At 63.6% G+C, this 12,418-nt stretch carries 8 protein-coding genes; 4 read left to right on the forward strand and 4 right to left on the reverse strand.

Annotated features, from left to right (window positions below; translation table 11 throughout):
- Positions 1 to 76: 76 nt before the first annotated feature.
- The 3 genes from zwf to tkt are packed head-to-tail and all read right to left on the reverse strand — an operon-like array spanning position 77 to position 4,846.
- On the reverse strand, positions 77 to 1,621 hold the full coding sequence (gene zwf, locus MB901379_RS10005; RefSeq protein ID WP_158016565.1) for a glucose-6-phosphate dehydrogenase: 1,545 nt from the start codon (positions 1,619 to 1,621) through the stop codon (positions 77 to 79).
- A complete protein-coding gene (gene tal, locus MB901379_RS10010; protein ID WP_158016566.1) occupies positions 1,618 to 2,736 on the reverse strand; it encodes a transaldolase in 1,119 nt (372 codons plus the stop codon). The genes zwf and tal overlap by 4 nt, the downstream gene beginning before the upstream one ends.
- 16 nt (positions 2,737 to 2,752) lie before the next feature.
- Entirely contained in the window at positions 2,753 to 4,846 is a 2,094-nt protein-coding gene (gene tkt / locus MB901379_RS10015) for a transketolase (protein ID WP_158016567.1), read from the reverse strand.
- 263 nt (positions 4,847 to 5,109) lie between these two features.
- Between tkt and MB901379_RS10020 the strand changes: the two genes are divergently transcribed.
- The 3 genes from MB901379_RS10020 (at position 5,110) to otsB (ending at position 10,307) form a co-directional block, all read left to right on the forward strand.
- Entirely contained in the window at positions 5,110 to 6,084 is a 975-nt protein-coding gene (locus MB901379_RS10020) for a heme o synthase (protein WP_158016568.1), read from the forward strand.
- 115 nt (positions 6,085 to 6,199) lie between these two features.
- Positions 6,200 to 6,382: a hypothetical protein gene (locus MB901379_RS10025; RefSeq protein ID WP_158016569.1), complete on the forward strand. Its 183-nt coding sequence runs from the start codon at positions 6,200 to 6,202 to the stop codon at positions 6,380 to 6,382.
- A gap of 241 nt (positions 6,383 to 6,623) precedes the next feature.
- Positions 6,624 to 10,307, forward strand: a complete 3,684-nt coding sequence (otsB, locus tag MB901379_RS10030) for a trehalose-phosphatase (protein ID WP_158016570.1) — start codon at positions 6,624 to 6,626, stop codon at positions 10,305 to 10,307.
- A 301-nt stretch (positions 10,308 to 10,608) separates the two neighbouring features.
- Here the strand turns inward: otsB and MB901379_RS10035 are convergent, their stop codons facing one another.
- On the reverse strand, positions 10,609 to 10,959 hold the full coding sequence (locus tag MB901379_RS10035) for a PE family protein (protein WP_158016571.1): 351 nt from the start codon (positions 10,957 to 10,959) through the stop codon (positions 10,609 to 10,611).
- Between the two features lie 204 nt (positions 10,960 to 11,163).
- Between MB901379_RS10035 and MB901379_RS10040 the strand changes: the two genes are divergently transcribed.
- Positions 11,164 to 12,405, forward strand: a complete 1,242-nt coding sequence (locus MB901379_RS10040) for an Rv1453 family transcriptional regulator (RefSeq protein ID WP_158016572.1) — start codon at positions 11,164 to 11,166, stop codon at positions 12,403 to 12,405.
- Positions 12,406 to 12,418 lie beyond the last annotated feature (13 nt).

Genomic DNA, 12,418 nt, shown 5'->3' on the forward strand with positions numbered 1-12,418 from the left:
CTCTGCATCGTTGTCGGCGCGGATCATGAGCGCCGCTCCTCCTCATCGCTTCGCTCTGCATCGTTGTCGGCGCGGATCATGGCCGCCGCCATTCCCGGCCGGTGCGGCGCAGCATCTCAAACGCTGACTCCGGGCCCCAGGTGCCCGCCTCGTAGGGTTCGGGTTTGCCATTCCGTGCCCAGTTGTCCAGGACGGGATCCAATATTTCCCAAGCTAATTCGACCTCCGCATTGACCGGGAAAAGGGAGGGCTCGCCGAGTAACACGTCGAGAATCAACCTTTCGTAGGCCTCCGGCGAATCCTCGGCAAACGCTGAGCCGTAGGAGAAATCCATGTTGACGTCGCGCACTTCCATTGCCGAACCCGGAACTTTGGAACCGAATCGCAACGTGACCCCTTCATCGGGCTGCACCCGGATCACCATGGCGTTGGCACCGAGCTCGTCGGTCATGGTGGCGTCGAAAGGAAGATGCGGGGCACGTTTGAAGACCAGGGCGATCTCGGTCACCCTGCGGCCCAATCGTTTTCCGGTGCGCAGGTAGAACGGCACACCCGCCCAGCGCCGGGTGTCCACCTCCAGCGTTATCGCCGCGAAGGTTTCGGTGGTGGAGTCCTTGGAGAACCCTTCCTCCTCGAGTAGTCCGACCACCTTCTCCCCGCCCTGCCAGCCGGCGGCGTATTGGCCGCGGCTGGTGGTCTCATCGAGCGGTTCGGCAAGCTGGGTGGCCGACAGCACCTTGATCTTCTCGGTCTGCAGGGATGCGGGGTTGAAGCTGACCGGCTCCTCCATCGCCGTGAGCGCCAGCAGTTGCATCAAATGGTTCTGGATGACGTCCCGGGCGGCGCCGATGCCGTCGTAATAGCCGGCTCGCCCGCCCAGTCCGATGTCTTCGGCCATGGTGATCTGCACGTGGTCGACGTAGTGCGCGTTCCAGATCGGATCGAAGAGCTGATTGGCGAACCGCATCGCCAAGATGTTCTGCACCGTTTCTTTGCCCAGGTAGTGGTCGATACGGAAGACCGATTCTTCCGGAAAGACCGCATTGACCGCCTTGTTCAGGTCGCGGGCGCTTTGCAGATCGTGCCCAAACGGCTTTTCGATGACCACGCGACTCCACCGGTCGCCCTGCGGGCGGGCCAACCCGGACTTGTGTAGCTTCTCGCACACCACCGGGAAGGACTTGGGCGGGATCGCAAGATAGAAGGCGTGATTGCCGCCGGTACCGCGTTCCACGTCCAGCTTCTCCAGCGTCTCGGCGAGCCGGGCGAACGCCGCATCGTCGTCGAACGAGCCTGGCACGAAGCGGAATCCCTCCGCCAACCGGTCCCAATTCTGCTGTCGAAAGGGGGTCCGGCAGTGCTCCTTGACCGCTTGATAGACCACCTTGCCGAAATCCTGGGTGTCCCAGTCTCGGCGGGCAAAACCCACCAGTGCGAAGGTGGGCGGCAGCAGTCCCCGGTTGGCTAAGTCGTAGATCGCCGGCATCACCTTTTTGCGGGCCAGGTCGCCAGTAACGCCGAAGATCACCATGCCACATGAGCCGGCGATTCTGGGCAGCCGCTTATCCAGCTTGTCGCGTAGCGGGTTATGCCATTGGGTGGCCGCGGTGGCTGGGCTCATTTGTCGGCGTTGTCGAGCTGTGCCTGGGTTTCCTTGAGGAGCTCATTCCACGACGTCTCGAACTTCTCCACGCCCTCGTTCTCCAGGACGACGAACACGTCGGCGAGGTCTATTCCGACAGCCGCGAGTTTGTCGAAGATGTCCTGGGCGTCCGATGCGGTGCCACTGACCGTGTCTCCGCGGACCACGCCGTGGTCAGCTACGGCGTCGATGGTCTTCTCCGGCATGGTGTTCACCGTGTGCGGAGCGACCAGCTCGGTGACGTACAGGGTGTCGGAATAGTCCGGGTTCTTGACGCCGGTCGACGCCCACAGTGGGCGTTGCACCCGGGCGCCGGCGGCCTTCAGTGCCTGGTAACGGTCACCGACCTGGAAAACCTCCTGGTAGGCGCCATAGGCCAGACGGGCATTAGCCACACCGGCCTGACCGCGCAACGCAAGCGCTTCCGGTGACCCGAGCTTTTCCAGCCGCTTGTCGATTTCGGTATCCACCCGGGACACGAAAAACGAGGCCACCGAATGAATCTTGGACAGGTCATGGCCGGCCTTGGCGGCCTTTTCCATTCCAGCCAGGTAGGCGTCCATCACCTCGCGGTGTCGTTCGACGGAAAAGATCAACGTAACGTTGACCGAAATCCCTTCCGCCAGAACGGCGGTGATGGCGGGTAAGCCGGCTTTGGTTGCCGGGATCTTGATCAGCAGGTTGGGCCGGTCAACAATCTTCCACAGCTCGATGGCCTGCTGGATCGTCTTGTCGGTCTCGTGGGCTAGCCGCGGATCGACCTCGATCGATACCCGACCGTCGACTCCGGCGGAGGACTCCCACGCCGGCGCGAGCACGTCGCACGCGTTGCGCACATCGTCGGTGGTGACCGTGCGGATGGTGGCGTCCACGTCGGCGCCGCGCTCGGCCAGCTCGGCCACTTGCGCGTCGTAGGCATGCCCTTCGGAGAGCGCCTTTTGGAAGATGGACGGGTTGGTTGTCACGCCGACCACACTCATAGTGTCAATCAGGTCCTGCAGGTTGCCGGACTGCAGACGGTCGCGCGACAAGTCGTCCAGCCAAACGGATACTCCCGCGGCGCTAAGCGCGGCTAGGTTGGAGTTTTGACTCATCTTCAATAGCCCTTTCTCAGTTTTCCAGTGCTCGCTCCGCGGCGGCGGCAACGGCTTCAGCGGTAAAGCCGTACTCGCGGAACAGCGTCTTGTAGTCGGCGGATTCCCCGTAGTGCTCGATCGAGACGATCTCGCCCGTGTCGCCGACCAGTTTGTGCCAGCACTGCGCGACGCCGGCCTCAACGGCCACTCGGGCCGATACCGCGGGTGGCAACACGGCGTCGCGATAGTCCTCCGGCTGGGACTCGAACCACTCCACACATGGCATGGAGACCACCCGCGCGATGATGTCGTTGTCGGCCAACAGCTTCTGCGCCTCAACCGCGAGCTGTACCTCGGAACCGGTGGCGATCAACACGACGTCGGGCTCTTCTCCCTCCGGCTCGCGACCAAGCACGTAGCCGCCGCGCGAAACGCCCTCGGCGTTGGTCCCTTCCAGCACGGGTACGCCTTGTCGGGTCAAGATCAAGCCGACCGGGCCACTGCCGTTGCCCCGCGCCAAGATGGTGTGCCAGGCATACGCAGTCTCGTTGGCGTCGGCCGGACGCACCACCGAGAGCCGGGGGATCGCCCGCAGCGCCGAAAGATGCTCGATGGGCTGATGGGTGGGGCCGTCCTCACCCAGCCCGATCGAATCGTGTGTCCAGACGTAGATGGTGTCGATATCCATCAACGCCGCCAGGCGCACCGCCGGGCGCATGTAGTCGGAGAACTGTAGGAAGGTGCCACCGTACGCTCGGGTGGGGCCGTGCAGCGCGATGCCGGACAGGATGGCACCCATGGCGTGTTCGCGAACACCGAAGTGCAGCGTGCGTCCATACCAGTGTGCGGTGTAATCCTTAGTCGAGATCGACGGCGGGCCAAAGGAATCCGCACCTTTGATGGTGGTGTTGTTGCTCCCCGCCAGGTCGGCCGAACCGCCCCACAACTCGGGCAGTTTCGGCCCGACAGCGGCCAGCACCTCACCGGACGCCGCGCGGGTAGCCAGTGCCTTGGACCCGGCTTCCCAGTGCGGCACATCGACGTCCCAGCCCTCGGGCAACTGCTGGGCCGTCAGTCGGTCCAGCAAGGCTTTGCGGTCCGGCTCACGCTGTGCCCACTCATCGAATTGCACCTGCCAGCTGTCGTGTGCCTCCTTGCCCCGGGCAACCAGACCCCGGGTGTGGGTGATGACGTCCGCACGAACCTCGAATGTCTTCTCGGGATCGAATCCGAGGATCTTCTTCACGGCCGCCACTTCGTCGTCCCCCAGGGCCGCGCCGTGCGCCTTGCCGGTGTTCATCAAGTTCGGTGCCGGGTAGCCGATGATGGTGCGCAACGAGATGAACGACGGCCGATCGGTTTCGGCTTTCGCCTTGGCGATGGCCTCTTCGATCCCGACCACGTTTTCGCCGCCCTCCACCTCCTGCACATGCCAGCCGTATGCGCGGTAGCGAGCCGCGGTGTCCTCACAGAGCGCGATGTTGGTGTCGTCCTCGATCGAGATCTGGTTGTGGTCGTAAAACACGATCAGGTTGCCCAGCTGCTGGACGGCGGCCAACGACGAGGCTTCGGAGGTCACCCCTTCTTCGATGTCACCGTCGGAGGCGATCACGTAGATGTAGTGGTCGAAGGGACTGGTTCCCGGTTCGGCGTCTGGGTCGAACAAGCCACGCTCATAACGTGCCGCCATCGCCATCCCGACCGCCGACGCTAACCCCTGTCCCAGCGGCCCGGTGGTGATTTCCACGGCTTTGGTGTGCCGGAACTCCGGGTGGCCCGGAGTTTTGGATCCCCAGGTCCGCAGCGACTCGATGTCGGACAGTTCCAGCCCGAAGCCGCCCAGGTAGAGCTGTATGTAGAGGGTCAGGCTGCTGTGCCCGCAGGACAACACGAACCGGTCGCGGCCAAGCCAGGTGGTGTCACTGGGATCGTGGCGCATCGCGCGCTGAAACAGGGTGTAGGCCAGGGGCGCCAGGCTCATCGCCGTGCCGGGGTGGCCGTTACCGACCTTCTGCACCGCATCGGCGGCCAGCACCCGGACGGTATCGACCGCAGCCGAATCGATCTCGGTCCAGTCGTCGGGATGGCGCGGTTGGGTGAGCGCGGAGATCTCTTCGAGTGTGGTCACAAATTCAGTCCTCAATCCTCAGATCATCAAACTGATCAATCCCACCCTAGTGGGGGATGACAGGCGGTTGCAGGCCTCGATCTCGGATACCCATCGGGGCCCAACTGAAAATATCGTGTCGACTGTTAACGCTTTGTCATCAGTGCCGCACGGCCGGGGAAATTACTGTGAATTGACCCGCGGCGCTAAGGTCCATGCGGTGCCGTCTACCATCGTGCGTAGTAGAAGCTGTGCGCGGCTGCGATTCCCCGAGGAGTTATTGCGTGAGCGTTGACGGGCGCGTCGCGCCGGGCCGGATAACTGGCGCCGCCCGGCGGAGTAGTCGACCGCGCAGCGTCTCGTGGCGAAGCCGGGCGCTGGATACGGTGCTGGCCTATGTGGCGTTGACTAAGCCGCGGGTCATCGAGTTGCTGCTGGTCACCGCGATCCCGGCGATGTTGCTTGCCGATCGAGGCGCCGTGCACCCGCTGCTTATTCTCAACACGCTGATCGGTGGCATGATGGCCGCCGGCGGCGCCAACACGCTCAACTGTGTCGCCGACGCCGATATCGACAAGGTGATGAAGCGAACGGCGCGACGGCCGCTTGCCCGCGCAGCGGTGCCGACCAGGAACGCGCTGGCCCTCGGGTTGGCGCTGACCGTGGTTTCGTTCTTCTGGCTGTGGTGGACCACGAATCTGCTGTCCGGCTTGCTTGCGCTGGCCACCGTCGCGTTCTACGTCTTCGTCTACACATTGCTACTCAAGCGCCGGACCTCACAAAACGTGGTGTGGGGCGGCGCGGCCGGCTGCATGCCGGTAATGATCGGCTGGTCGGCAATCACCGGCACGGTCGCCTGGCCGGCGCTGGTGATGTTCGCGATTATCTTCTTCTGGACCCCGCCGCATACCTGGGCATTGGCGATGCGGTACAAGGAGGACTACAAAGTGGCCGGCGTACCGATGCTGCCGGCCGTGGCCACAGAGCAACAAGTCACCAAGCAGATCCTGATCTACACCTGGCTTACCGTGGCCGCCACCATGGTGTTGGCGGTGGCGACGGGGTGGTTGTACGCCGTGGTCGCCGCGGTTGCGGGAGTCTGGTTCCTGGCGATGGCGCATCAGCTCTACACCGGCGTTCGTGCTGGTGAACCGGTCAAGCCGCTGCGGCTTTTCCTGCAATCGAACAACTACTTGGCGCTGGTTTTTTGCGCGTTGGCGATCGACTCGGCGATAGGGCTGCCCACGCTGCTCGGATGACGACCGTCCACCGGCCCTGACTAGTACATTCGGGAGCCATTCACGTTTTCTCCACGGCCCGCACGGCACCGTCGCGGGTGGTCGAGCACCTGCGGTGGGAGGGGACCGCACCACCGTGAGCCTCGCTGATGAACTGCGATCGTCGGTCTTACCGATGACCGGCGAAACGGTCACCAGCGCGTTGGTGCTGCCGCCGGTTTTGGGGCGCACCGAGCGTTATGTCGTGCGGCGCGAGGACACCATCGCCCACCGCGTCGATCCGAGGCTTCCCGAGGTGCTCGCCACGCTTTCGTCATGACGGATGTCTTCAGCGTCACCGACTCTTCGGAGTTGTGCATGCGATTCCTCAAGAGCTACCCGCTAACGGCCGCAGGCGGATCGACGGCCGCAAGCAGAGTGGGCTTCCGTGCGGCGGGACCTTTGTCACCAGTCAGGCGCCGAAATGCTCCGAGGGCTGTGGAGAGGTTCATTTCGCTGGGGGCGCGCGCAACGATTGGGTGACTACCTGTTCGGAATATTCGGGCTAGGGGATTGCCACGATGAGGTTCGTCACCGTCGACCCGCGTCTGCACGACGGGGTGATCCTTGTGCTCGAAGGAGACGCGGCCGAGGTTGTGGACACCACGGGCTCGGCCTGGGAACCCATCGGCGCGCTGGTCCGCCAGCTCTGGTCGGCCGGGGTGGCAACCGCAGCCTATTGGCCGGCAAGCCGGAGGGTACGGGTGCTGGAGGCGGCCGGACTTGCCGAACCTCTTGGCACTCGGATCGACGCATCGGTCAGCGTCGCTGGCTCGCCCGCGAAGCCCTACCGGGAGGGCCTATTGACCGCCGCCGCGGAGCTGGGAGTGGACGTTAAGCGATCGGCGGTCATCGCCGAAGCACCTGCCGGAGTGGCGGCGGCCCGTGCGTGCGGCTTCGCCCTCGTCATCGGCCTGGACCGGGACGGATGCGCCGGCCCACTGCAGCAATGCGGCGCCGACGTCGTCGCCGCCAGCCTCGTAGAAGTCACTGTGCGTACCGGCGACGAGCGTTTGTCGCAGCGCCCCAACGCGCTGGATTCCTACGGGCAGGTAATCGGGATGGCCGCCGGTCGGCAGCTATTGGTCTGTCTTGACTACGACGGCACGCTCTCGGAAATCGTGTCGGACCCCGATAGCGCGCTGCTCGTCGACGGCGCCGCCGAGGCGCTCGAACACCTGTCGAAGCAGTGCCCGGTCGCCATCTTGTCCGGACGCGATCTGACCGATATCCGCGAACGGGTGGGGGTGCCGGGTATCTGGTACGCCGGCAGCCACGGCTTCGAACTGGTCGCGCCCGACGGTACCCACCACCAGCATGAGGCGGCGGGCGCGGCGACAGCCGCGCTTGCCCGTGCGGCCAGCGATTTGGGCGACGAACTGTCCCAGCTTCTGGGCGCGCGGGTCGAACACAGGCACTTTGCCGTCGCGGTGCACTTCCGCAATGTGGCGCGCGACCAGCGGGCCCAGGTCATCGCCGCAGCGCACCGCCACGGCCGCCGGCACGGCCTTCGGGTGACCAGCGGGCGCAAAGTCATCGAGCTGCGGCCCGACCTTGACTGGCACCAGGGCGCCGCCCTGGCCTGGATTCGCACGCTCATCTTCGGGTCCGATCGGGTATTGCCGATCTACGTCGGTGACAACCTCACCGACGAGGACGCCTTCGACGCGCTGCGGTTCAGCGGCATCGGGATCGTGGTCTGCCACGACGAGGACGGTGATCGCCCGACCGCAGCCAACTTTAAGCTGCGAAACCCAACCGAGGTCCGTGATTTCATTCGGCGTGGCGCTGCCTGGCTGCAGCGCGGTCGCGAAACGCATTCTCGTGGATGGACTTTCATATTCGAGGGCTACGATCCGCCCAACGAGAAGCTGCGCGAAGCGCTGTGCACCGTCGGTAACGGCTACTTTGCCACCCGCGGTGCAGCCCCCGAATCGAAAGCTGGCCAAGTGCATTACCCGGCAACGTATTCCGGCGGTGTGTACAACAGGCTGGATGACCTGATCGGCGGTACCCGTACCGCACACGAAAGCCTGGTGAATCTGCCCAATTGGCTTCCATTGACCTTCCGCATCGATGGCGGTGATTGGTTCGACATCGACGAAGTGACGTTGCTGTCCTACCGCCAGGCCCTTGACCTGCGAGGTGCGGTGTTGACCCGGGAGCTGAGCTTCCGGGACGGCGCCGCGCGCACCACCTCGGTGACCCAGCATCGGTTCGTGTCGATGGACCAGGCGCATGTGGCAGCGTTGCAAACCACCGTCGTGGCCGAAGATTGGTCGGGCGCCATCGAGATCCGGTCGGCAGTCGATGGCAACGTGCGCAACTCCGGGGTCGAGCGCTATCGAAACTTGGCGGGCAACCACCTGCAGGGCCTGAAAAAGACTGTGTTGTCCGAGAATTCGGTGCTAATGGCGGTCGAGACCAGCCAGTCGAAGATTCCGGTCGCGATCGCCGTGCGGACCAGCTTGTGGCACGGTGACGAGCCAGTCTCGGCGACGTATCGGTTGCTCGATGAAGAATTCGAGATCGGCCACGAGATCTTCACCGAAGCCAGGCAGGGTCAGCCGTTGACCGTGGAGAAGGTTGTCGCCTTGGTGAGCGGGCGCGATGTGGCCACCTCGCACCCGGCGATCGGTGCCGAGCGTCGGCTGGGCCGTCAGGGAAGATTCGCCGAGATCTGTGCCGCCCACCGGCTTGCCTGGGCACACCTATGGGAACGGTTATCGATCGAATTCTCCAATCACACAGAAGAATTACGGGTCTTGCGGTTACATCTGCTGCACTTGCTGCAGACGGTCTCCTACAACAGCGCCGATCTTGATGTCGGGGTACCTGCCCGTGGATTGCACGGTGAGGCCTACCGCGGACACATTTTCTGGGACGAGCTGTTCATCTTCCCAGTACTGAACCTGCGACTGCCAACGGTGACCCGATCACTGCTGCTGTATCGGTATCGGCGACTGATGGAGGCGCGGCGCGCGGCGAAGTTGGCGGGCTACCGCGGCGCCATGTATCCGTGGCAGTCCGGTAGCGACGGGCGCGAGGAAAGCCCGGAACAGCACCTCAATCCGAGGTCGGGTCGTTGGATACCCGATGCGAGTCACCGCGCGCACCACATCGGCATCGCCGTCGCCTACAACGTGTGGCAGTTCTATCAAGTAACGGGTGATTTGGCTTTCATGATCGACTATGGGACCGAGATGATGGCCGAGATTGCTCGGTTCTGGGTGAGCAGGACCACCTATGATGCCGTGACGGATCGGTTCAGCATCAACGGCGTCATCGGGCCCGACGAATTCCACTCCGGTTACCCGGACCGCCCATACGACGGCGTGGACAACAACGCCTACACCAACGTGATGGCGGCCTGGGCAATCCTGCGGGCGATCGATGCGCTGAGTCTGATGCCGTTGCCGAACCGGCTGGATCTCTACGAGAAACTCGGTTTGACCGACGACGAACTCGCCGGCTGGGACCACGTCAGCAGACGCATGTTCGTTCCGTTCCACGACGGTGTGATCAGCCAGTTCGACGGCTACCAACAACTGTTGGAACTGGACTGGGCTGCGTATCGGGGCAAGTACGGCAACATCCAGCGGCTCGACCGCATCCTGGAAGCCGAGAACGACGACGTCAACCGATATCGGGCGTCCAAACAGGCCGACGCGCTCATGCTGCTGTACCTGTTGTCGGCCAATGAACTGGTTGAGCTTTTGAACCGGCTCGGCTACCACATGGATTCGGGTCAGATCCCAGAGATGGTGGACTACTACATGGCGCGTACGTCGCACGGGTCGACGCTGAGCGCCGCGGTCCATGGCTGGGTGCTGGCCAGGGCCAATCGGGATCGTGCCCTGGAGTTCTTCCAGCAGGTGCTCGAATCCGATGTCGCCGACATCCAAGGGGGTACCACCGCGGAGGGCGTCCACCTGGCCGCGATGGCCGGCAGTGTCGATTTCGTGCAGCGCTGCTTCACCGGTCTTGAGATTCGTGACGACCGCATCGTGCTATCCCCGCATTGGCCGGAATATCTTGGTGCACTCGGGTTTCCGATTCACTATCGCGGTAACCACCTACACCTGCGGGTGAGCGGGAAGGGCGCGGAAATTAGCGTGGAACCACGCGATGTACCACCGGTAGAAGTCGAATGCCATGGGCGAGTGGAGCGGCTGACGCCCGGCAGCGTCGTCCGGTTTGGCTAGGACGTTGGTGGCGGATGGCCACCTGATAGGTGCCGCCCGCCTTGATGCCGGACCGGAGCCTTCGGTGCCGCCGGAGCCGAAAATCCAGCCCGTACCACCGGCCCTACCGACTCCGCCAGCGCCTCTCGCTCACGCCACCGTTCTTGGTGCTGATGTCGGCGGCGCTCACAGCGTCGTGCCGCCGGTACCGCTCTATCAACCGGTCCACCGTTGTCGCCCATCCACCCGACCGCCGGGAAACCCATGGGTCGGTGGAGTGGCGGTCGTCGTGCTATGACGTCGGTCACCGCAACCGGCCTCATCATGACGGCCTGCATGCTGGTGGCGCCGGAGTGGGCGCCGGCCCCACCGGCCGGTGCCGATCAACGGGCATCCCAAACAACGGCAGGATGGGCGCGTTCGGCACATCACGGGTCAACCCCTGCACAAACTGACCAGGAATTTCTGCCGCGCGGGCGCTCAGCGCCTGATATTGCTGGGCGTGGGCTCCGCCGACCGCCGCAATCGCCGCCGACACTTCGTGCTGCGCCGTCGCCAGCAACTGAGTGATCGGCGGTGCGGTCGCATTGGCAGCGTTGATTGCCGACCCGATTGATACCAGATCCGATGTCGCTGTGACCACAAATTCGGGGGCCACGTTCGCGAACGACATGCCAGGTCCCAGCAACCATACCGGTCCACACTTGACGATCGCTGTAATCGCACGTTATGTCGATCTCTGCGGACGCCAAGGTGTTTGCAGTATCCGGGCGCTCTAACGACTATTAGTTCCGCTTCGCAGCGTTTGCGGGTGCAAATCGCCTGGGTCCACTGCAATTGAGCGATGCAATGTGCGCGATTGCTTTAGGATCTGCTTGTGGCATCCCGGGAACCTTCGACGCGCGTACGCGAGTTGATCCGCGAAGCGGCACGTGTCGCACTCAATCCCAGTGAGCAGTGGCTTGAGGAATTTGACCGCGCTACGCTGGCCGCGGCACCACCGATCGCAGACAACCCAGACTTGGCCACCGTCATCAAGAGCTCCAATCGCGCGAACCTGCGCCACTTTGCTGCCGCCAATTTGCGAAATCCCGGCGAGCCGGTTCCAGCAAATTTGGGTACCGAGCCGCTGCGCATGGCTCGGGATTTAGTACGCCTGGGTCTGGAAACGCTGACTCCTGACGTCTATCGCGTCGGGCAAAACGTGGCCTGGCAGCGCTGGACTGACATCGCGTTCGGACTGACTTCTGACCCTCAAGAGCTGCGCGATCTGCTCAACGTGCCATTTCGGGCGGCCACCGCGTTCATTGACACCACCCTTGCCGGCATCGCCACGCAGATGGAGTTGGAGCACCACGAGCTGACCCGCAACATCCGCGCCGAGCGCCGCAAGATAGTCGAATTGCTACTCGACGGTGCGCCGGTTAACCGCGAGTACGCCGAAGCTCGGTTGGGCTATCCCCTTGACCGGTCACACACTGCCGCCATCATTTGGAGTGACCAGCCCGACGCCGACTCCGACATGTTGGACCGGGTCGTCGATGCCTTCAACCACGCTGTCGGATGCCCGAGCGCACTTGCCGTCGTAGCCAGCACCGCTACGCGCTGGGTCTGGCTGCGAGACGTCGATGCCCTCGATGGCGACCACATTCGCCAGTTGCTACACAATGCACCGCAGGTACGCATCGCCGTCGGAACCACTGTGCCGGGAATCGACGGTTTCCGCCGCAGCCACGGCGATGCTCTTACCACAGCTCGCATGATGATCCGGTTGAGGTCGCCGCAACGCTTCGCCTTTTTCGCTGATGTCGACATGGTTGCGCTGTTAACCGAAAACGCCGTGAGCGCAGATGACTTCATCGCGAAAACGCTCGGGGAATTCGAGGCGGCCAGCCCCGTTCTGCAATCCACCCTGTTGACCTTCATCAACCAGCAATGCAATGCGTCTCGTGCGGCGCGCTTGCTCTACACGCACCGCAATACCTTGATGAATCGGCTTGAGGCCGCTCAACGGCTGTTGCCGCGGCCACTCGACGATTCCACGGTCCGCGTTGCCGTCGCGCTCGAGGCCCTGCGTTGGCGAGCTAGGCAAACTGGCGACTCCGCCAAGCAACATTGAGCGGAAGTTCGCC

The sequence above is a fragment of the Mycobacterium basiliense genome, from assembly GCF_900292015.1.
Taxonomy (GTDB): Bacteria; Actinomycetota; Actinomycetes; order Mycobacteriales; family Mycobacteriaceae; genus Mycobacterium; species Mycobacterium basiliense.